General features: G+C 31.6%; 22 protein-coding genes and 1 riboswitch. Of the genes, 1 reads left to right on the forward strand and 21 read right to left on the reverse strand.

All coding sequences use genetic code 11. The features are described 5' to 3' along the window. Positions 1–9: 9 nt before the first annotated feature. The 21 genes from ppdK to yaaA form a co-directional block, all read right to left on the reverse strand. Positions 10–2,640 carry a pyruvate, phosphate dikinase gene (ppdK, locus tag B3N22_RS00745; protein ID WP_238902515.1) on the reverse strand — a complete coding sequence of 877 codons (2,631 nt, stop codon included), beginning with the start codon at positions 2,638–2,640 and terminating at the stop codon, positions 10–12. A 72-nt stretch (positions 2,641–2,712) separates the two neighbouring features. Further along, positions 2,713–3,342 carry a transcriptional regulator CcpN gene (gene ccpN / locus B3N22_RS00750; RefSeq protein ID WP_238902516.1) on the reverse strand — a complete coding sequence of 210 codons (630 nt, stop codon included), beginning with the start codon at positions 3,340–3,342 and terminating at the stop codon, positions 2,713–2,715. A 201-nt stretch (positions 3,343–3,543) separates the two neighbouring features. Then, complete coding sequence (locus B3N22_RS00755; RefSeq protein WP_073018799.1) at positions 3,544–4,146, reverse strand: DUF4342 domain-containing protein; 603 nt, start codon at positions 4,144–4,146, stop codon at positions 3,544–3,546. 2 nt (positions 4,147–4,148) lie between these two features. After that, the gene (recO, locus tag B3N22_RS00760; protein WP_238902517.1) at positions 4,149–4,892 is read right to left on the reverse strand and encodes a DNA repair protein RecO; all 744 of its coding nucleotides are present in this window, start codon (positions 4,890–4,892) and stop codon (positions 4,149–4,151) included. A gap of 12 nt (positions 4,893–4,904) precedes the next feature. Next, on the reverse strand, positions 4,905–5,795 hold the full coding sequence (era, locus tag B3N22_RS00765; RefSeq protein WP_073018794.1) for a GTPase Era: 891 nt from the start codon (positions 5,793–5,795) through the stop codon (positions 4,905–4,907). A gap of 8 nt (positions 5,796–5,803) precedes the next feature. Beyond that, the gene (locus tag B3N22_RS00770) at positions 5,804–6,211 is read right to left on the reverse strand and encodes a cytidine deaminase (RefSeq protein ID WP_414632210.1); all 408 of its coding nucleotides are present in this window, start codon (positions 6,209–6,211) and stop codon (positions 5,804–5,806) included. A gap of 19 nt (positions 6,212–6,230) precedes the next feature. Then, on the reverse strand, positions 6,231–6,929 hold the full coding sequence (locus tag B3N22_RS00775; RefSeq protein ID WP_073018790.1) for a diacylglycerol kinase: 699 nt from the start codon (positions 6,927–6,929) through the stop codon (positions 6,231–6,233). A 12-nt stretch (positions 6,930–6,941) separates the two neighbouring features. Beyond that, the gene (ybeY, locus tag B3N22_RS00780; RefSeq protein WP_286904106.1) at positions 6,942–7,445 is read right to left on the reverse strand and encodes an rRNA maturation RNase YbeY; all 504 of its coding nucleotides are present in this window, start codon (positions 7,443–7,445) and stop codon (positions 6,942–6,944) included. Between the two features lies 1 nt (position 7,446). Beyond that, positions 7,447–9,504, reverse strand: a complete 2,058-nt coding sequence (locus B3N22_RS00785; protein ID WP_286904108.1) for an HD family phosphohydrolase — start codon at positions 9,502–9,504, stop codon at positions 7,447–7,449. 27 nt (positions 9,505–9,531) lie between these two features. Then, positions 9,532–10,668, reverse strand: coding sequence for a sporulation protein YqfD (yqfD, locus tag B3N22_RS00790; protein ID WP_286904110.1), 1,137 nt, complete (start codon positions 10,666–10,668; stop codon positions 9,532–9,534). After that, the gene (yqfC, locus tag B3N22_RS00795) at positions 10,669–10,953 is read right to left on the reverse strand and encodes a sporulation protein YqfC (protein ID WP_286904112.1); all 285 of its coding nucleotides are present in this window, start codon (positions 10,951–10,953) and stop codon (positions 10,669–10,671) included. A gap of 145 nt (positions 10,954–11,098) precedes the next feature. Next, the gene (locus B3N22_RS00800; protein WP_073018782.1) at positions 11,099–11,548 is read right to left on the reverse strand and encodes a GatB/YqeY domain-containing protein; all 450 of its coding nucleotides are present in this window, start codon (positions 11,546–11,548) and stop codon (positions 11,099–11,101) included. Between the two features lie 44 nt (positions 11,549–11,592). Next, positions 11,593–11,769, reverse strand: a complete 177-nt coding sequence (gene rpsU / locus B3N22_RS00805) for a 30S ribosomal protein S21 (protein WP_021801013.1) — start codon at positions 11,767–11,769, stop codon at positions 11,593–11,595. A gap of 119 nt (positions 11,770–11,888) precedes the next feature. After that, complete coding sequence (locus B3N22_RS00810) at positions 11,889–12,233, reverse strand: histidine triad nucleotide-binding protein (RefSeq protein ID WP_286904115.1); 345 nt, start codon at positions 12,231–12,233, stop codon at positions 11,889–11,891. Positions 12,234–12,245: 12 nt separating this feature from the next. Then, a complete protein-coding gene (gene mtaB / locus B3N22_RS00815; RefSeq protein ID WP_286904116.1) occupies positions 12,246–13,553 on the reverse strand; it encodes a tRNA (N(6)-L-threonylcarbamoyladenosine(37)-C(2))-methylthiotransferase MtaB in 1,308 nt (435 codons plus the stop codon). Next, the gene (locus B3N22_RS00820) at positions 13,553–14,299 is read right to left on the reverse strand and encodes a 16S rRNA (uracil(1498)-N(3))-methyltransferase (RefSeq protein ID WP_286904117.1); all 747 of its coding nucleotides are present in this window, start codon (positions 14,297–14,299) and stop codon (positions 13,553–13,555) included. Before B3N22_RS00820 ends, mtaB begins: the two co-directional genes overlap by 1 nt. A gap of 12 nt (positions 14,300–14,311) precedes the next feature. Continuing rightward, complete coding sequence (gene prmA / locus B3N22_RS00825) at positions 14,312–15,253, reverse strand: 50S ribosomal protein L11 methyltransferase (RefSeq protein ID WP_286904124.1); 942 nt, start codon at positions 15,251–15,253, stop codon at positions 14,312–14,314. Between the two features lie 119 nt (positions 15,254–15,372). Next, the gene (locus B3N22_RS00830) at positions 15,373–16,176 is read right to left on the reverse strand and encodes a CPBP family intramembrane glutamic endopeptidase (RefSeq protein WP_286904118.1); all 804 of its coding nucleotides are present in this window, start codon (positions 16,174–16,176) and stop codon (positions 15,373–15,375) included. A gap of 156 nt (positions 16,177–16,332) precedes the next feature. Then, positions 16,333–16,827 carry a thiol peroxidase gene (gene tpx / locus B3N22_RS00835; RefSeq protein ID WP_286904119.1) on the reverse strand — a complete coding sequence of 165 codons (495 nt, stop codon included), beginning with the start codon at positions 16,825–16,827 and terminating at the stop codon, positions 16,333–16,335. A gap of 207 nt (positions 16,828–17,034) precedes the next feature. Beyond that, a complete protein-coding gene (locus B3N22_RS00840; protein ID WP_286904121.1) occupies positions 17,035–18,441 on the reverse strand; it encodes an NCS2 family permease in 1,407 nt (468 codons plus the stop codon). 272 nt (positions 18,442–18,713) lie between these two features. After that, positions 18,714–18,813: riboswitch (purine riboswitch) on the reverse strand. A 42-nt stretch (positions 18,814–18,855) separates the two neighbouring features. After that, entirely contained in the window at positions 18,856–19,617 is a 762-nt protein-coding gene (yaaA, locus tag B3N22_RS00845) for a peroxide stress protein YaaA (protein ID WP_286904123.1), read from the reverse strand. 213 nt (positions 19,618–19,830) lie between these two features. Here yaaA and B3N22_RS00850 point away from each other — a divergent pair, with 213 nt between their 5' ends. Further along, positions 19,831–20,379, forward strand: coding sequence for an NADPH-dependent FMN reductase (locus B3N22_RS00850; RefSeq protein ID WP_073018762.1), 549 nt, complete (start codon positions 19,831–19,833; stop codon positions 20,377–20,379). Positions 20,380–20,494: the final 115 nt, after the last annotated feature.

Genomic DNA, 20,494 nt, shown 5'->3' on the forward strand with positions numbered 1-20,494 from the left:
TATATTTAATTATCTTGGATTTTTAACTTGTGCTTGAGCTGCTGCAAGTCTTGCTAGTGGAACTCTAAATGGTGAACAACTAACATAGTCTAAACCAATGTTATGGCAGAACTCAACTGATGATGGATCTCCACCATGTTCTCCACATATACCAAGTTTAATGTCTGGTCTAGTTGCTCTTCCTTTTTCAACTGCAATCTTAACTAATGTTCCAACTCCATTTTGATCTAACTTAGCAAATGGATCTTGCTCATATATTTTATTTTCATAGTAAGCATTTAGGAACTTAGCTGCGTCATCTCTTGAGAATCCAAATGTCATTTGAGTTAAGTCATTTGTTCCAAATGAGAAGAACTCTGCCTCTTTAGCTATTTCGTCTGCAGTAATTGCAGCTCTAGGTATCTCTATCATAGTACCTACTTTATATTCTAACTCTGCTCCTGTTTCTTCTAGTACTGCTTTGATAGTACTAATTACAACATCTTTAACGAACTTAAGCTCTTTTATTTCTCCTATAAGAGGAATCATTATTTCAGGAACTACATTGTATCCCTTATTGTTTTTAACTTCAATTGCAGCTTCTATAACTGCTCTTGTTTGCATTTCAGCTATTTCTGGATAGGAAACTGCTAAACGGCATCCTCTATGTCCCATCATTGGGTTAAATTCATGAAGACTTTCCACTGTAGCTTTTAAATCTTCAAAAGTTAATCCCATTTCTTTTGCCAATGCTTCTATATCTTCATCAGAATGTGGTAAGAATTCATGTAGTGGTGGATCTAGGAATCTTATAGTAGCTGGTCTATCTTCTAGGGCTTCATATATTCCAACAAAGTCTCCTTTTTGCATAGGAAGAAGCTTTTCTAAGGCCTTTCTTCTTTGCTCTTCATTTTTAGCTACTATCATCTCTCTAACAGCCATTATTCTATCTTCTGCAAAGAACATATGCTCTGTTCTACATAATCCCACACCTTCAGCACCAAACTCAACAGCTTGCATAGTATCTTTTGGTGTATCTGCATTAGTTCTTACTTTTAACTTTCTAACTTCATCAGCCCAGCCCATGAAAGTTGCAAAATATCCTGATATTTCAGGTGCAACAGTTTTTAATGCTGTAGGATAAACATTTCCTGTTGATCCATCTATAGACAACCAATCTTCTGAAGTTAAAACTTTTCCATTAACTTCTACTGTCTTAGCTGCTTCATTAACTTTAATAGCTCCACAACCTGCAACACAGCAAGTTCCCATTCCTCTTGCAACAACCGCAGCATGAGAAGTCATTCCTCCTCTTACTGTAAGTATACCTTGTGCTGCAATCATACCTTCTATGTCTTCTGGTGAAGTTTCTAGTCTAACTAAGATAACCTTTTCACCATTTTCAGCTCTTAATTTAGCTTCTTCGGCAGTAAATGCTATTTTTCCTGAAGCAGCTCCTGGTGATGCTGGTAATCCTTTAGCTATTACTTCAGTGTTCTTTAATTCAGTTTCATCAAAGTTTGGATGAAGTAATGAATCTAATTGCTTAGGTTCAACTTTTAATATAGCTTCTTCTTTAGTAAGCATTCCTTCTTCAACTAAATCTACAGCTATTTTAAGTGCAGCCTGAGCTGTTCTCTTTCCATTTCTTGTTTGTAGGAAATATAATTTCCCGTCTTCTATAGTTATCTCCATATCTTGCATATCTTTGTAGTGAGTTTCTAATGTATTAACAATATCTTCGAACTGTTTATATATTTCTGGATTTTGAACTTGCAATTTAGAAATTGGGAGTGGTGTTCTAATACCTGCAACAACGTCTTCACCTTGTGCATTCATTAAGTATTCACCATATATAGCATTTTCACCTGTTGCTGGGTTTCTTGAGAAAGCAACCCCTGTTCCTGAAGTTTCCCCTTTATTACCGAATACCATTTCTTGAACATTTACAGCAGTTCCCCATGCTCCTGGAATGTCATTAAGTCTTCTATAAACTATAGCTCTAGGATTATCCCATGATCTAAATACAGCTGTAACTGATTCAATTAACTGTACTTTAGGATCTTGTGGGAACTCTTCTCCCTTTTCTTTCTTATAAAGAGCCTTATATCTTTTTACTAACTCTTTTAAGTCATCAGCAGTTAAATCAGTGTCAAGATGAACATCATTTTCTTCTTTCATCTCATCGATAAGATTTTCAAATAATCTTTTCTCAACATCCATAACTACATCTGAGAACATTTGTATGAATCTTCTGTATGAATCATAAGCAAATCTTGGATTGTTTGTAAGCTTTGCCATTGCTTCAACAGATTCATCATTTAACCCCAAATTTAATATTGTATCCATCATACCCGGCATTGATGCTCTTGCTCCAGATCTTACTGAAACAAGAAGAGGTTTTTCAACATTTCCAAATTCTTTGCCAGTGATTTTTTCAAGTTCATGCATTTTCTCATAAATTTCATCTATAACTTCGTTAGCTATAACTCTACCATCATCATAATATTTGTTACATGCTTCAGTCGTTACTGTAAAACCTTGTGGTACTGGTATTCCTAGAGTTGTCATTTCCGCTAAGTTAGCACCCTTTCCCCCTAAAAGGTTTTTCATTGATGCATTTCCCTCACTAAAAAGGTACACGTACTTCTTTTCTTCCATCTCAATACTCCTCCGTTCGATACGAAAATTATTGTTATATATACTAACGGGACTTTCCCGAAAGTTGCACTATTAACTATCTCCTAGTCTTACAAAAAGCTTCGTAATATTTGTTTTGGATACCTTCCCTACCATTTTTATTATTTCTCTATCTTCTCGTGCTTCTCTTTCTATAATTGGAATGCTATCAATTTCATGTTCTATTATTTTCTTTGCCACAACAAACGCCGAATCCTCTGGACTAGCATAAATTATATTAGGCATCCTTGTCATTATGACGCCTACAGGTACCTTATGTATATCTGTACCTCCAATTGCTATCTTTAGAAAGTCTTTTCTAGAAACAGCTCCCGTCAAATTTCCATCGTTTTCAACAAAAAGAGTTCCAACATCCTTAAGGAAAAGATACACAATAGCGTCATATACCATAGTCTCTTCTGAAACAATTGTTGGCTTTGACATTATATCTTTAACTTTTATGTTGGAAATAAAATCATAAACTCGACTTTTTGTAGTTTTCGATGAATATACATATCCTACCTTAGGTCTTGCATCTAATATTCCCATCATTGTTAATACAGATAAATCTGGTCTTATTGCCGCTCTTGTTACTCCTAATTTTTCTGCTAAGGCTTCTGATGTTATAGGCTGTCCTTCTTTCACCAACCTAATGATTTCTTCTTGTCTATTGGAAAACTTCATACTATCCCTCGTTTCATCAAGGAATATTCAGACAATTCAAATTAGTTATAATATTTACAAGATTATTATAACATGTTATACAACTTTTACTATACTAAATTTTCTGAATAATTAATTAAATTTACTGAATATTCCCATGATTCTTTAATTTTCATCTCATTAATGTTAATTTGCTTCTATTTTCTTTATTTTACAGTCTTATCAATCTGTTTCTTTTTCTTCTTCCTCAAAATTAACAGTGTAGGTATAAAAAGTTTCTTCTTCATTTGAGCTTTTTTGGGTATTACTTTTGTTATAAGCTCCGTTTTTCACTTCTGAAACTTTGCTTTTTATACTTTCTGCAACATCTGATGCTTTGTCTTTTATATCATCATATGCCCCTTTTATATACTTATTTACTACTTCAACTTCTCCATTTTCTCTAGTTATCTCAATAGTAAGCTTAGTAACTATAGCCGTAACTACTCCTATAGCTAATAATTGTGGAAGCATTATAGCTATAACCCCTGCTGCTACTCCAGCATTTACAGGTATATCTACCACAGTTCTATCATCTTTTTTAATTTTGATTCTTGTAACATTTCCTTTTCTAACTACTTCTTTGATGTAAGCTTTAAATTCTTCAAAGCTTTCATACTTTCCTTCTTTTTGAGATTCTTTTTCTGATGTTTTTATATTTTCCAAATATATTATAGCTTCTAAAACATCTCCGTCACATTGTTCTAAAGCATATTTTGCCTCAGCATAAGTAGTATTAGTTCTTTCTCTTACTTTATCTACTTTTTCTAATGTTATTTCACTCACAGCTATCTCTCCTTTATATATTCTAACATTTCTAAACTTTTAGGTTTTTTAGCATAGTTTGAAGAAAAGATACTTGATGTTACTTTAAATATCTCATCCTTAATTTCTGTATTTACATTAACCCTATGAACCTTATCCATTGGTGAAGAATTTAGAAACCTTAATACATTATAAGCGGCAGTAGAAATACGAATACTATATTCTTTCGTACATTCTCCACATATTCCTCCATAATTTGCAAGACTGATGTAACTACTAGTATTAATCTTTTTGCCACAGTTTGCACAGTTATTAAGGTTCAAACCATATCCTGTAGACTTAAGCAGTTTAAGTTCAAAGCTTCTTACTAAAAGTTCATAATCTATGGCATCGGTATTTAATAAATATAAGCAAGTAACAAAATCTTTGAACAAGTTTGGATTACTTTCTCCATCTATTAAAGATATATCTATAAGTTCACAAAGATAAGATGAATAAGTAAGTTTTTCTAAATTACCTAATAACCCTTGAAAGGAATTAATAATCTTCCCTTCTGATAATGAGTAAAGATTTTTACCTCTAAACATCATATACTCTCCATAACATAGAGGAAGTGTTATAGAAAAATGTCTACTTTTAGCTTTCTTTGCACCTTTTGCAATTGTAGTAATTTTTCCAGACTTTTCTGTAAAAATCCAAACTAATTTATCATTTTCCTTAAAATCCTGGGTTTTTATAATAACTCCTTGAGTTTCAAAAAGTGACATATCTCCACCCGCTTACTTAAGCTTCTTATAACCTAGATCTTTGAGTAGTAGCGGATTATCTCTCCACTCTTTTCTAACTTTAACCCAAATCTTTAAGTTTACTTTTTCTCTTAAGAAACGTTCTATTTCATATCTTGCCGTTTCTCCAATCTTCTTTAAACTCTGTCCATTCTTACCTATAATTATACCCTTATGAGAGTCTTTTTCACAGATTAAATCTACTTCTATTGTGTACATTCCCTTGTCGTTTTGTTTCATTTGAATTATATCTACAGCAATACCATGTGGAACCTCATCTCTAAGGGTCTTTAAGGCTTTTTCTCTAACAATTTCAGCTACAACAAACTTTTCCTGTACATCTGTAATCATATCTTCAGGATAGTACTTAGGACCTTCTGGTAAATACTTAACTATTAATTCTTTAAGTGTATCTACGTTTTTACCCTTTAAGGCAGATATAGGTATTATTTCAGCAAACTCAAATTCTTTTGAATAGTTTACTAAAGTTTCAGCAACTTTATCATGTGTGTTTTCATCTACTTTGTTAACTACAAGAAAAACAGGGGCTTTTTGATTTTTTAAAGACTCTAATATGAATCTATCGCCTCTTCCAATTGTTACATCTGGAGTTATTAAGAATAATACTACGTCTACATCTTTTATAGAATCCTTCGCAGAGTTAACCATGTATTCGCCTAACTTATGTTTTGGTTTATGTATTCCAGGAGTATCAACAAACACTATTTGATACTCCTCCTCAGTCAATATAGTTTGTATATTATTTCTAGTTGTTTGGGGTTTATTAGAAACTATTGATAGCTTCTCTCCCATAATATAGTTGGTTAAAGTGGACTTACCTACATTGGGCCTTCCCACTATAGTTATAAAACCTGATTTAAACATTCTTCCTCCTAAATCTCAAGATCCTTTTTAGTAAATGATCCTGGTAACATTTCATCTAATGTTTTTATTATATAATCTTTTGAATTTTTTACTATTATCACTTTTATATTTTCATTTTCTGCAAATTCAGCCATTACCTGTCTGCATATACCACAAGGTGCAGTATACTTTTCTGTATCACCTATAACGGCTATTGCTTTTAATGTTCTATTGCCTTTTGATACTGCATTAAATATTGCTGTTCTTTCAGCACAATTTGTTGCTCCAAAAGAAGCATTCTCTATATTACATCCTTTATATATGTTTCCATCTTCAAATAAAGCAGCTGCTCCTACCTTAAATTTTGAATAAGGAACGTAAGCTTGCTCTCTAATCTCTATAGCAGCTAAAACCAGCTCTTCAACATTTATCTCCATACGTAATCCTCCTCTTATTTTAACTAAAAAGCTTAAAAATTATGAAAGTCATAACCGTTCCAAAAATGGCTCCAACGATAACTTCTGCCACAGAATGTACTTCTGAGTCTACCCTGCTCTGGGCTGTTATAAAGGCCATTATGAAGCTTAAGCTTATTATAATAGGCTCCTCTGTTATTAAAGAAATAGCTGTAGCTAATGAAAACGCTAACGCACTATGTCCTGATGGCATACCACCTTTTAATGGCGTTCCTTCACCAAATATAGCCTTCACTATTATTGTTGCAATACAAACTATAATCAATACAATAAATATCATATAAGGATGAGAATTTTTTATTTTGTTTACCACCTCAAATGTTGCTCTATTTAACTTATCCCAAAATATTATATATCCAACTAGTATCGCATTAACTGCTGTTATTAAAACTCCTCCAGCAGCAGCATTTTTAGCTATTTTAGCTAAAGGGTGATAAAAATTCGTGGTAGAGTCTATGGCATACTCTATAGCAGTATTTATTAATTCTGCACTTATTACCATTGTTATTGTTACTGCCAATATAAGAAATTCAACCTTAGAAATATCATAAAAGAAACAAGCTCCTAAAACACATATTGCTGCGAACATGTGAATTTTCATATTTCTTTGAGTTCTTACAGAATGAATTATACCATTTATAGCATGATTAAAGCTATCCACCAAATTTTTAACCTTCATAGTATCACCCCTTTAACCTCTTGTTATATTTAATTTATTAAGTATAGCCTCTTCTCTATCTCTCATGACCTTCTTTTCATCCTCTTCCATATGATCATATCCTAGAAGATGCAAAACAGAGTGAACTGCTAAATAAGCAGCTTCTCTATCATAGGAATGATTATAATCTTCACTCTGTTCAACAGCTTTTTCTAAAGATATTACTATATCCCCAAGTACTAACTCTTCACCATCAAAATAAGTTTCATCAAACTCATAATTACTATATTGCTCTTTAAATACTTTTCCTTTCTCATAGTCTATCATTGGGTAACTTAATACATCTGTTTCCTTATCTATAGACCTAGTTTCTCTATTTATATCTTTTATCTCATCATTATCAACAAATATTAAAGATATCTGAGTTTCACCCTTAACCTCTTCTTCTTTAAGTGCAAACTCTATAGTACTTTCTATAAACTCTTGAAATTCCTTAGTCACTTCTAATTTAGATTGTCTATTATCAGTATATACCAATTTATTTTACTCCTTTTTCTTCTGTAGGATATTCAATCCTCTCATGATATATTCCACTTAAAACTTTTAAAAAACATTGTCTTATTTTGGTTAAGTCTTTTAAAGTTAAATCACAGTTGTCTAACTGACCTGAATGCAACTTATCTTTAATTATATTATTAACCATTTCCTCTATTTTCCCCTTTGTTGGTTCACTTATACTCCTTACCGCAGCTTCTACAGAATCAGCTAACATTATTATCCCAGCTTCTTTGCTTTCTGGTATTGGTCCTGGATATCTAAAATCAGCTTCCTTAACTTCTTCTCCACCCTCTGGTGAGTTTTTCATCTTATAATAAAAATACTTAACCAAGGTTGTACCATGATGTTGAGCTATAATATCTCTTATTACCTTTGGTAAATTGTATTCTTTAGCCATCTCAAGTCCATCTTTAACATGAGATGTTATAATTAATGTACTTAAGTTCGGAGTTATTTTATCGTGAGGATTGTCTTTCCCTATTTGGTTTTCTTTAAAGAAATAAGGCCTTTTTGTTTTTCCTATATCATGATAAAAAGAACCTATTCTAGCTAATACTGAGTTACCACCTATCTCTTCTGCTGCAAGCTCTGCTAAGTTAGATACTAAAACTGAGTGATGATAAGTACCTGGTGCTTCCATTAAAAGTTTCTTAAGCAGCGGACTATTAGGATTAGATAGTTCTAGTAACTTAACAGTAGTTACTATATCAAATGTAGTTTCAAATACGGGTAAAAATCCTATAGCAAGTATTCCCGATAAAAGTATACCGACTCCCCCCATAGCTGTACTTTCAAGCACTTCCATCATATCATTTGATAATAATGTACCTGTTGAAAATGTAAGCACTGCACACATAAGTGCTATATATGCAGTTGATAAAAGAATATCATTTCTTTGTTGCATTTTTCTTAGTGAAGTTGAACCTAAAACACTTGAAACAAAAGCTAAAATCATAACTTCTGGCTTAAAGCTTATAACTCCACTTATTAGAACACAGTTTAACAAACTAACTACTAAACTTATTTTATAGTTCAATAACAAAGTTAGCATTATTGGTCCAAATATCATTGGAACTAAATAAGGTGATATAAGAGCCGTACTTCTTGCTAAAACTAAAGATATTATGTTAATTATGCTTATAAGTATTAGATTGTTTGTATTATCAAAAATCTTTCTGTAATATTTATAAATATAAAAATATTCAATAGTTAATATTACAGCAACAAATATACCTAATACAAAATATACATATAAACTATCTCCATCTGCAGAATTTTTAAGAAGTCCTAATTCATTTAGAAGCTCTATCTGAGACTCAGTAACAGGCTCTCCCTCTTTTACTATAGTTTGATTTTTCTTTATTACTATCTTAGGGACATTTTTCTGTGCTTCTTGAATTTTTTCATCAGTTTTTTCTTTATCATAAAAGAAGTTAGGTTTTATTTGAGAAGTTATAAGAAGATTCAGTATATCTCTAGGTCTTCTGTTAAAGCTACTGTTGTTTAAGTTGTTTTCAACTTCATTTTTTGCAGCTTGTATATCTTCTGCCTTATCTTCTTCTATGTTCTTCTTGTAAACAAGTCCTATTATCTCTAAGGACTTATTTTGAAATAAAGTGATGTCCTCTTTGGAAACTGAAAGTAAATATTTATAGTCTTCATCATCTAACTTAACTACATTTAAGGTTTTTATAGCAGCTATTTTGTCATTCTCTTGTACTGTAGAATCTTTAAGTGCTATTATCTTTTGAAAAAAGTTTTTTATGTTATCCTCTGCTGTTTTTGATACATCTGTCTTCAATGTATACTGTTTATCTATTTGCTGGACAACTTCATCTTCCTTAGCCTTTGTAGCCATCTGATCTATTGTATCTCTAGGGGCCTTTATATCCGCATTAGCTATATCCCCTGGATTTAAATTATATTTCTTAGTGACAATAGCAGTCATTAAAATCAAAAAAGCTAATAAGAAGGTGAATAAGAAAGTTAAAATTCTTTTTAGTTGTATATTTCTTTGGTTATCCAATTTCTTAGCCATAGTTTCACCTACTTTTTATTATTAAAGTTAATTGTTCATTTGTGATATATCTTGCTCTACTATAAACTTATTTTTTATTATGATTTTTCCATCCCCTATGTTTTCAACATCTTGAATTTCTTGTACTATGGTATCTTTCTTATCAATCTCTTTTAAAACTGCTTCTCTTGACTTATTTAGCACATCAAGCTTAACTTCATCTTCGTTTAAGTTTAGCTCTTTCTCTGATACCTCATAATAAACTTCACTTTTTATAAAGTTATCTTTGACTTCTATTTTATCATAGTCCTTATATGTTTTTATAGGCTTTTTTAGATAAATTTTCTTTCCTAGAACTTCGACATATATAGCTTTGTCTTTTTCTCCTGTTCTCTCTTTTGACTTACCGCTTATTTGTACCTCTAATATCTTTTCATAGGCCGTACTTGCCATAACCTTACCTTCTGCTTTAGTTGGATATTCAAGCCCTTCTTTTCCTTGATATGGCTTTATAAGCAAATCTCCAGCCTTAACTATATCACCAGGCTTAACAACAGCAGTTCCAGAAATTGTATAAATCCTTTTTATAACCCCGTCCATCTTAGCAATTACACCTTCATTGTCTTCTTTTTCTTTAATCTCTGGCGGGTTTACCTTCTCTTCAATATCTACCTTTAAGGTAGAGCCTTCTATTCTTGCTTTTACCCACATTATATCGCTATTCGTGTCTTCTAGCTGCTTTTCTAAAGCATAAACATCTAAAGATGTTTTCTTAACACCAGGTTTTACATTTAATGAATTTAATTGTCTTCTAATCTCAAAAGGTGACAATATTTTTTTAGTGTTAATCTCTATACTCCAAATATATGTAGACAAGTAGAACATAACCCCCAAAAATATTATTCCAGCTACACATAAAGAAACTTGCCTTTTAGCTTTTATAAGATAAAAAGCTAAACCCTTTTTCCCAACAACCTTTACTTTTGCATTTATTCTTTTGGCTATAGTTTGAACTTCTTTAAGGTCTACTAAGTTTATCTCCACAAGAAATGTTGTTAAATCAACTTTTCTAATATTTTTAGAATAAATGCCATGACTCCAAAGTAAATTGATAAATTTCTCTGGAATCATAGCTCTTACCTCTATAGTTATTGTTCCCTTTTTAAGTTTTTTTAATATCTCCATTTACCCCATCCCCTCATAAATTACTGATTTGAACTCTCCTTGAATTACTATAGTCTGCCCCCCAATAAAAGCTATCTCAAAGTCTTTTCCACTTATGGTTATAGTCCCTATTTTAGAATTTATCTTTATATACTCTCTTTCAAAGGCTATTATCCCTTTATGATTCTCTATAGATATTTCATTATTACTTGAGATAGTTATTTTCGGCGTACTTAATATGACATCATTTGGTATTTCTAGGTTTTCAGCTAACTTCATTTTTGCTCTATTCCACTTAGACTCCATAAAACCCCTCAAAAAAAAAATCATTTCATATTAATTTATGATGATGTGGTTTATTAAATTACAAATTTAAAAATATCATTTATATTGATATTTCATGACATGTAAAAAAGGAGCTCACAAAGTGAACTCCTTTTATAACGTAAAATTATTTACTTAAATATTCTTTAACAATTGAACTTACAAGTTTACCATCAGCACGGCCTACGGTTAAAGGTCTGACTTTCGCCATAACTTTTCCCATCTCCTTAGGAGAGTTGGCACCAACTTCAAGCGCAGCTTGTTTTACAATTTCAAGAATTTCATTCTCGTTTAACTGTTGAGGAAGGTAATTTAGCAAAATCTCAATCTCAGTCTTAGACTTATCTACAAGATCCTGTCTATTTCCCTTTTCAAACTCAAGCATAGCTTCTTTTCTTTGCTTGATTTCTCTTGCTAAAATTTCTATAACTTGCTCATCTTCAATTTTGACATTGTTAGTTTTTTCAACTAAAAGTACAGCTGCTTTAGCCATGCTTAAAACTTCAGCCTTAAATTTTTCTCTTGCCTTTAAAGCCTGTTTCCAGTCCTCTTGAAGTCTTTCTTTTATTGTTGGCAATATAATACCTTCTTTCAAAGAAATTCTTTTATAGAACTCTGCTATTATTTAAACTTTCTCTTTCTAGCAGCTTCTGATTTTTTCTTTCTCTTAACGCTTGGTTTTTCATAATGTTCTCTTTTTCTTACTTCTGAAAGAACACCTGCTCTAGCGCATTTTCTTTTGAATCTTCTTAAAGCACTTTCTAGTGTTTCATTTTCTCCAACTCTAATTTCTGACATCTACTATCCCTCCCTCCGCTAGCTAATATGTTATAATGCACAGCCGTGGGCTTTAAACAACACACGCTATATTATACAATACTATATTTTACAATGTCAAGAACTTCATATAATTATTGTTAGCCTGGAGGCCATTTAAGACTTCTTCCTCCTAGAATATGAAAATGTAGATGATTTACAGTTTGACCACCATCTTCACCACAATTATTAACTATTCTGTAGCCAGACTCTGATATACCTAGTTCTCTTACTATCTTATGGATAACTAAGTATATATGTGCTATTATATCACTTTTACTTTCATCTATATCATTAGCACTCGCTATATGTTCTTTAGGAATAACTAATACATGTACTGGAGCTTCCGGGTTTATATCGTGAAAAACAAACACTTTATCATCTTCATAGACTTTTTTTGACGGAATTTCTCCTTTTGCTATTTTACAAAAAATACAATCATTCATGTTTTCACCCCCTTAATCTATTATTTCTCCATAGGCTACTCCATTTCCTGCATCATTTATTTTTACTTTAATAATTTTACCTATTAAGTTTTTTTCTTTAGAACAAACTATAACCTTTATGTAGTTATGAGTATATCCTTCATATAAGTCCTGTTCATTTTTTACCTTTTGCTCAAATAAAACAGGAATTTCTGTTTCTATATATTTTTCTATAAGTTCTTTTTCATTTTTTAAATCTAACTCTATTAGTTTTTTACTTCTTTCCTCTTTGACATTTCCATCTATCTGATTTTCCATGTCAGCAGCTCTAGTACCCTTTCTAGGGGAATATTTAAATATATGCATCTTAGATAACTTTATTTTATTTAAAGTCTCGTAAGTTTCATTAAACTCTTCTTCTGTTTCGCCTGGGAAGCCTACTATTATGTCTGTAGTTAAAGACACATCTTTTATCTTTCCCCTTAAAATATTAACTATACTTTCATATTCTTCTATGTTATATCTTCTATTCATTCTTTTAAGAGTTCCATTAGAAGCACTTTGTAATGAAAGATGGAAGTGAGGACAAAGTTTTTTAAACTTTGTGATTCTTTCAACTACTTCTTCAGTAAAGAAAGTTGGATCAATAGATCCTATTCTAACTCTTTCAATCCCATCTATATTTTCAATTTCCTCTATTATATCTATAAGAGTTATCTTCTCATCTAATTCTACTCCATAGGAAGCTATATGTATTCCTGAAAGGATTATTTCCTTAAATCCATTTTCAGCTAAAACTTTAACTTCTTCAATAACCTTTTTAGGGTCTTTAGAGCAAACTGCACCTCTAGTATATGGTATTAAACAATAGGCACAAAATCTATTACAACCATCTTGTATTTTTAAGAAAGCTCTAGTTTTATCTTGATACTCTTCGATTCTCAAATCTTCAAATTCCTTATTTCTAAGAACTTCCGAAACTTGAACCTGCATCTTGCCTTCATCTTTAGCTTTATTAACCCAATAGACCACTTCTCCCTTGTTTCTTGAGCCTAATACTACATCTATACCTTCTATGCTACTAACCTCATTAGGAGCTATCTGAGAGTAACATCCTACCGCCGCAATAACAGCATCTGGATTTTGTCTTCTTCCTCTAGAAATCATCTGTCTAGATTTTTTATCTCCCATGTTAGTAACTGAACAGGTATTTATAACATAAACATCTGCAACTTCGCTAAAGTCTACAACTTCATATCCTTCTCTTATAAACTTCTCCATCATAGCTTCTGATTCATATACATTAACTCTGCAACCTAATGTCGCAAATGCTACTTTCATTACTCATTTCCTCCTAAATCTCCAAGCTCATATTGAAGCAATGATCCACAAACAAAACCTGCTGTTTCAGTTCTTAGAATTCTTGGTCCTAAAGTTACAATATAAGCTCCATTATCTTTAAGTTTTTCTATTTCTTCTTCTTCAAATCCACCCTCAGGACCTATTATAATCCCAAGTTTTTTTATACTTTTATCTATATTCTTAACTAAAGACTTAACTCCAAAGTTTTCAGCATTTTCATAAGGAACTACAACTAAGTCCATAAGTTTTAACTCTTCCTCTAACTCTTTAAAAGAAATAGGAGAGTTTATCTTAGGTATAAAAGTTCTCTTACTTTGTTTTGAAGCTTCTAAAGCTATTCTCTCAAGTCTATCTAACTTCTTAAACTCGCCCTTTAACTTAACGTCAACTCGCTCAGTTATTATTGGAGTTATTTCTTTAAATCCAAGTTCTGTTCCTTTTTGAACAATTAAGTCCATCTTTGCAGCTTTAGGAAGTCCTTGAAAAAGATATACTTCAAGTGGACTTTCATTATTAACTTCTAACTTTTTATCTATAACTACTTTAACTTCAGTCTTAGTTATTTCTGCTATTTTCCCTAAAAACTCTTCTCCTTGAAGGTTATTTATAACTACTTTTTCTCCTTCTTCAAGTCTTAAAACTCTATATATGTGTTTTACGTCTTCACCTAGTATTCTAGCCTCATTTTCATAAAACAGTTCTTTAGGAGTAAAAAATTTATGCATTCTCTTCTCTCCTTATTTTAACTTTGCAATTATACAATTCCACTCGCCATCTTTATTAACTTCTATAACTTCAAACCCATTTTCTTCAAGGTTAGCTATAACTAGTTCTCTTCTATCATGAATTATTCCTGATGTTATAAAGATTCCATCTTTATTAAGTGCCTTTTTAACATCTGGAGTTAAAATACAGATGATTTCTGCTATGATGTTTGCAACAACTAAATCTGCTTTTCCATCAACTACATCTAAAAGATTACCTTCTAGTATTTCTATATTGTTAACATCATTAAATGTTAAATTCTCTTTTGCAGAGTCTACTGCTACGGGGTCTAAGTCAACACCAACTACATGCTTAGCGCCAAGTTTAGCTGCAACTATTGCAAGAATTCCTGAACCAGTTCCTATATCAAAAACTACAGTATCTTCTTTTGTGTATCTTTCTAAAGCCGCAACACACATTCTAGTAGTTTCATGAGTTCCTGTGCCAAAAGCCATACCCGGATCTAGTTCAACTATTAAATCCTCGCCTTCTGCCTTATAGTCTTCCCATATAGGTTTAATTACAATCTTTTTACCTATCTTAGTTGGTTTGTAGTACTGCTTCCAGTTGTTTGCCCAATCTTCTTCTTTCATCTTTGTAGAGATAACTTCTGCATCTCCCAAATCGAAGCCCATTTCTTTTAGCTCTTCAACTTTCTCTTTAATATAAGTAACTACTTCTTCTATCTTATCTTCTTCTGCAAAATACCCTTTTACACAAGCTGCTTTTCCTTTATATTCTAATATATTTAAATCTGCAAAATCCCAAGTTAAAGGTCCTTGCTCTCTATCTAATATATCATTAGGATCCTCTATAGCTACCCCCTTACAATCTAACGAGTAAAAAATAGCTGATACTGGTTCAAGAGCCTCGCTTTTTGTTATTACCTTAACTTCCATCCAAGTTCCTTGCATTAAATTCATTCCTTTCTACATCCATTGACTAATATAATATTTTACACGTAAAGAGTAATTATGTCTATGGCATTTTATAATTAACAATTGACTATCAAATATTACCTAATCACCTTATTTTATACTATTGGTTTACTCTTTTTGTTGTATATTACAACTGTTATAATCGACACAAGAACAATAACAGAATTCGCAGCAATAGTCCCTGTCCAAGTCATAGTCATTGTACCAAATAGAGGGGATGCTGCGTTAAACATGGTGTGAAATAATACACACATAAACACACGGCCTTTTCCTGATATCTTGTAAATTGCTCCGTTGAAAAAACGAAACGCAATGAGTTGAACCGAAAACATCCAAAAGTTAATTAGTCCATCTCCATGATTCGTACCTGGAATAAAGAAAAGTGGGATATGCCATGGAATCCAAATGAGGCCAGCCAAAATAGAAGATATAATAAAACCATATTTTTTATCAAGTCTAGGCTGCAATACGTACATCCAACCAGATTCCTCTAAGCCACCAATAATAAGATTGCCAGGCAAAGAAAGAAAAATCATATAAAATGGAAGGACCATTTTAGTGGTTCCTGTAACTACCATATGAGTCAAAAAATAAAGCGCAAGCCCTCCAATAACGAACAAATAGAGAGCTATTTTATTCTTGACATAAAATACAGTTTTGAGCCACTCCTTAAAATCTGCTATTTTATTATTTTTCTTAAGAACAATATATGAAGCAATAGCAGGCGATAAAATATATATGGCAAAAGGAATATTCATTACGAATTCACCTAACGAGTTAACCCAATTATGAACCGAATATCCAAATTGTCCAAGAACAATCAATATACCTGCTACAATATAGGCTATAAAAAATGTTAAAACCGTAAATTGTACTATTATCTTTTTATCCGTCTTCATTTCTTTACCTCACCTTTTAAAAGCCATGTTAAAATCTAACAAATGGTCAATTTGAATTTTATTAGCAATTCTATTTTATCACATAAAACCAAAAAGAAGGCTATGTAATAAGGATCTTCTAAAGCCTTACTACATAGCCCTTATAAACTTATTTAATTATTTTGCTGCCTTCGCTGCATTTATTATTTCTTCAAACTTAGGTTGCTCTGCTATTTCACCTAAATATTCTACATGAGTTACCTTATTATCTGAATCAACTACAAATGCCGCTCTAGTTAAAAGCCCTAACTCTTTAACATATGTTCCAGTAGCTTCTCCAAAAGCTCTATCTTTATAGTCAGAAACAGTTACTACATTTTCAATACCTTCTGCTGCACACCATCTTGCTTGAGCAAAAGGCAAATCCATTGATACAGTGTAAACTGTAACCCCTTTAAGTTCAGATACTTTTTCATTAAAGGTTCTAACCTCTAAATCACAAACAGATGTATCTACAGATGGGACTGCCAAAAAAATTCTTACTCCCTTTGTATCTTTTAATGTTAATGGAGATAAATCATTTTTTGAAACAACAAAGTCTCTAAATGTATCTCCTACCTTAACTTCTCTTCCTACTAATGTTACTGGATTTCCTTTAAAATTTACTTGCATAATCCTATCTCCTCTCACTTTATCTATATTATTATATTCAATTATTAATTTTATCTATATTCATTATATACACTTACTACTTTTCCTATACAACTATATTTTACCAAATAATTTATACTTGTCAATAGTTATTATTAGTTAAAAAATAAGACAGTTAATGAAAATAATCATTAACTGTCCCCTTTTATTTCTTACATTAATCTGGCATTAATCTGGCATTAATATAAATCTTAATATAAATAAGAATGCCATTATGTACATAATTGGATGAACATCTTTTCTTTTACCTGTAAACACCTTCATTAGTGGGTAGAATATCATTCCTACAGCTATTCCGTTAGCTATTGAATATGTAAAAGGCATCATAGCTATTGTGAAGAAGGCTGGTACAGCTTCTGTAAAGTCTGAGAAGTCTATTTCCTTAACAGCACTTAGCATAAGTACTCCAACTATTATAAGAGCTGGCGCTGTTGCACTTGAAGGAACCACCCCTATAAGGCTACTAAAGAATAATGAACATATAAATAATATACTTACTACTACATTAGATAATCCAGTTCTAGCTCCCGCTGCTATACCTGCTGCTGATTCTACAACTGTTGCTAAAGTTGTTGTACCTAAAAATCCTCCTAAGGTAGTTGCCATAGCATCTGCAAATAGAGATTTTCTTAAGTTTTTAGCTTCTCCATTTTCATCTATCATTCCTGAAGTTTGGGCAGTTCCAACTAAGGTTCCTAAAGAATCAAATAAGTCAACTAAACTTAAAGTTATTACAACCATAAATATAGTAAGTATAGCTCCTATTAGTCCTCCCCCATTATGAGATAATAATCCTTTAAAGTCTAAAGCTAAGAAAGTGTTACCTATTGGTGGAAGTGAAAATACATGCACATTATCTAATTTAGTTATTCCCATTGGAATTCCTATTATAGTAGTTATTATAATTCCTATAAGCATGGCCCCTTTAACGTTCCTAGCCATTAATACAGCCATAATAATCAATCCTATTATTGTAAGTATAACTGAACTGTTTTTAAAATCTCCAAATGCTACTAAAGTTGCAGGATTAGCTACTACTATTCCTCCACTTTTTAGACCTATCAATGATATAAACAGTCCAATCCCTGCTGTTATAGCAAGTTTCAAGTTATGTGGCATAGCATAAACTATTTTTTCCCTTATGGATGTTAAAGTTATAATTATAAATAATATCCCTGATATAGATACAGCTGCTAATCCTTGCTGCCATGCATATCCTAATTTCAAACAAATATTAAAAGCAAAGAAACTAACAAGTCCAAGACCTGGAGCCAATACAAAAGGCATATTAGCATAAAAAGCCATAATAAGTGTGCCTACTGCTGCTGCAATACATACTGATGCAAATGCAGAACCAACTACAGGGTCGTTTGCTATAGTTAAAACCGCTGCCTCATCACCCTTTAAACCTAAAGAGTTCATCCCTCCAAGTTTTAAAATATTAGGAACAACTAGTAAAGCATAAGCTATAGTTACAAAGGTAGTAAGTCCTCCTAATATTTCTGTCTTTACATCTGTTTTGTTTTCTTTTAACTTAAAGATTTTTTCTAAAATGTTATTTTCTTTAGTTTTCATAAAAAGCCTCCTCATAAGTAATGCAATAAAAAAATCACCAAGGCGATTTTGAGCCGTTGATTTTTTTTGCGCATCTGCCTTTCCAAACGCATGTGAGGAAAATCTGGCAGGCGCTCAGTTTTATTTTTTACTCTTTAGACTTAGTATTTAAAATAAATGAATTTTATGAAGTTGCATAACACTTCTGCAACTATAATATGTATAATTCCTAAAGAGTAAAAAAAAGTACCCGCTTGGAATAGGTAAACCAAACTGGTACAGTAACTACTTAACATCACCATTGATTTACCCATAGCGAAATTTTTACGGAATTTCGTAGAAACATCTGAACCATATTATCAGATATATATGGGCTTGTACTTTTCGACTGACTTAATCATGATATAATAAGGCTTTTACAATGTCAACTGGCGATTAATTTCTTATAAAAACCAAAAAATTTTCGTTAGATTTTTCTTCTGAATATTTATATCCTTCACTCTCAAAATATTTAATACCTTCAATACTTTCTATCTCATTTTCAATTAAATATCTCGCCATAAGACCTCTAGCTCTTTTAGCATATATACTTATTATCTTGTAGCTTCCATTTTTATAATCTTTAAATACAGGTGTAATAACCTTATACTTTTTCTTTAATTCCTCAAGCCTTGCTGCCTTTGAATATTCTTCTGATGCTAGGTTTACTAGAACCTTAGTTTTTTCTTTACTTAATTCATTATCTAAAAACTCAAGTATCTTATCTCCCCAAAACTCATATAAATCTTTTCCAGCTTTATTCATAAGTTTTGTCCCCATCTCTAGTCTATGTTCTTTAATTCTGTCTAGCGGTCTTAAAACCCCATAAAGACCAGATAATATTCTTAAATGTTTATCTCCATACAAAACTGATTCATCTTTTAAAGAGTTTATATCTAATCCCCTATAAACATCTCCATGAAATGCAAATACAGCTTCTTTAACAGGGTTTAATTCATACTGCTGAAATCTATAAAAATTAAGTTCCCCAAGTTTCTCAGAAATTTTCATCAATGAACAAATATCTTCTGGACTAAACTTTTTCAATTCTTTTATAAGCTTTTCTGATTCATTTATGAAATTAGGAGTTCTATCACTAACTACATTTGATTTATCACTAAAATTTAATGATTTTGCTGGTGAAACTATGTATATCATATTTTGTCCTCTCATTCTTTTTATTCTTTATCTATAAATCTATTAAAACAAATAGATAGTTTAATTTCAATTATTAAAAATTTCTACAAATTAAACTTCTACTAAATTTAATTTTACACAACCAATAGTTAATATATTAACAATTATTGACAATCATTCTCAGTAATTTTATAATTAAAGCATAATATAAAGCATTTTAGGAGGTATTTATTTATGAGTAAAAAAACAATCGGTATAATTGTGGGTAGTCTTAGAAAGGACTCCTTTAATAAATCTATAGCTAATTATGTGTCATCGGTATTTCCAGAAGATTATGAAGTTAAATTTATAGATATAAGTAATGTTGATATGTTTAATCAAGATCTTGAGGATAATCCACCAACATCCTGGACAAAACTTAGAGAAGAAGTTGCTTCTTCTGATGGTTTCCTATTCTTTACTCCAGAATATAATCGTTCTGTCCCTGCAGTTTTAAAAAATGCTCTTGATGTTGCTTCAAGACCATATGGTCAAAGTGTATGGGGAGGTAAACCAGCAGGAATTGTGAGTGTTTCACTTGGTGCAATTTCAGGCTTTGGTGCTAATCATCATTTAAGACAAGTACTTACTTTTTTAGATGTTTATACATTACAACAACCAGAAGCTTATATAGGAAATGTTATGGCATTATTAGATGAAAGCGGCAATCTATCAAATGAAGGCACTAAAGAATTTCTTAAATCCTTTGTATCTGCTTTTGTAAAGTTTTCCGAAAAATTCTAACTTAAAAAGACTGTGCAGCACTCTGATACTGCGCAGTCTTTTTCTATCATGGTAAAACTTTATAAAAAATAAAAACCTAGCTATAAAACTAGGTTTCAGACCGTTGACAAAAGGG

Source organism: Clostridium sp. UBA1652, from assembly GCF_002320975.1.
In the GTDB taxonomy this organism is placed as follows: Bacteria; Bacillota; Clostridia; order Clostridiales; family Clostridiaceae; genus Clostridium_T; species Clostridium_T intestinale.

Bases quoted from the DNA above. Each gene is read 5' to 3' on its own strand.
- ppdK (WP_238902515.1), bottom strand. From the start codon at position 2,640: ATGGAAGAAAAGAAGTACGTGTACCTTTTTAGTGAGGGAAATGCATCA.
- ccpN (WP_238902516.1), bottom strand. From the start codon at position 3,342: ATGAAGTTTTCCAATAGACAAGAAGAAATCATTAGGTTGGTGAAAGAA.
- recO (WP_238902517.1), bottom strand. From the start codon at position 4,892: ATGTCACTTTTTGAAACTCAAGGAGTTATTATAAAAACCCAGGATTTT.
- era (WP_073018794.1), bottom strand. From the start codon at position 5,795: ATGTTTAAATCAGGTTTTATAACTATAGTGGGAAGGCCCAATGTAGGT.
- B3N22_RS00770 (WP_414632210.1), bottom strand. From the start codon at position 6,211: ATGGAGATAAATGTTGAAGAGCTGGTTTTAGCTGCTATAGAGATTAGA.
- B3N22_RS00775 (WP_073018790.1), bottom strand. From the start codon at position 6,929: ATGAAGGTTAAAAATTTGGTGGATAGCTTTAATCATGCTATAAATGGT.
- B3N22_RS00785 (WP_286904108.1), bottom strand. From the start codon at position 9,504: ATGGCTAAGAAATTGGATAACCAAAGAAATATACAACTAAAAAGAATT.
- yqfD (WP_286904110.1), bottom strand. From the start codon at position 10,668: ATGGAGATATTAAAAAAACTTAAAAAGGGAACAATAACTATAGAGGTA.
- yqfC (WP_286904112.1), bottom strand. From the start codon at position 10,953: ATGGAGTCTAAGTGGAATAGAGCAAAAATGAAGTTAGCTGAAAACCTA.
- rpsU (WP_021801013.1), bottom strand. From the start codon at position 11,769: ATGTCAGAAATTAGAGTTGGAGAAAATGAAACACTAGAAAGTGCTTTA.
- B3N22_RS00810 (WP_286904115.1), bottom strand. From the start codon at position 12,233: ATGAATGATTGTATTTTTTGTAAAATAGCAAAAGGAGAAATTCCGTCA.
- mtaB (WP_286904116.1), bottom strand. From the start codon at position 13,553: ATGAAAGTAGCATTTGCGACATTAGGTTGCAGAGTTAATGTATATGAA.
- B3N22_RS00820 (WP_286904117.1), bottom strand. From the start codon at position 14,299: ATGCATAAATTTTTTACTCCTAAAGAACTGTTTTATGAAAATGAGGCT.
- prmA (WP_286904124.1), bottom strand. From the start codon at position 15,253: ATGCAAGGAACTTGGATGGAAGTTAAGGTAATAACAAAAAGCGAGGCT.
- B3N22_RS00830 (WP_286904118.1), bottom strand. From the start codon at position 16,176: ATGAAGACGGATAAAAAGATAATAGTACAATTTACGGTTTTAACATTT.
- tpx (WP_286904119.1), bottom strand. From the start codon at position 16,827: ATGCAAGTAAATTTTAAAGGAAATCCAGTAACATTAGTAGGAAGAGAA.
- B3N22_RS00840 (WP_286904121.1), bottom strand. From the start codon at position 18,441: ATGAAAACTAAAGAAAATAACATTTTAGAAAAAATCTTTAAGTTAAAA.
- yaaA (WP_286904123.1), bottom strand. From the start codon at position 19,617: ATGATATACATAGTTTCACCAGCAAAATCATTAAATTTTAGTGATAAA.
- B3N22_RS00850 (WP_073018762.1), top strand. From the start codon at position 19,831: ATGAGTAAAAAAACAATCGGTATAATTGTGGGTAGTCTTAGAAAGGAC.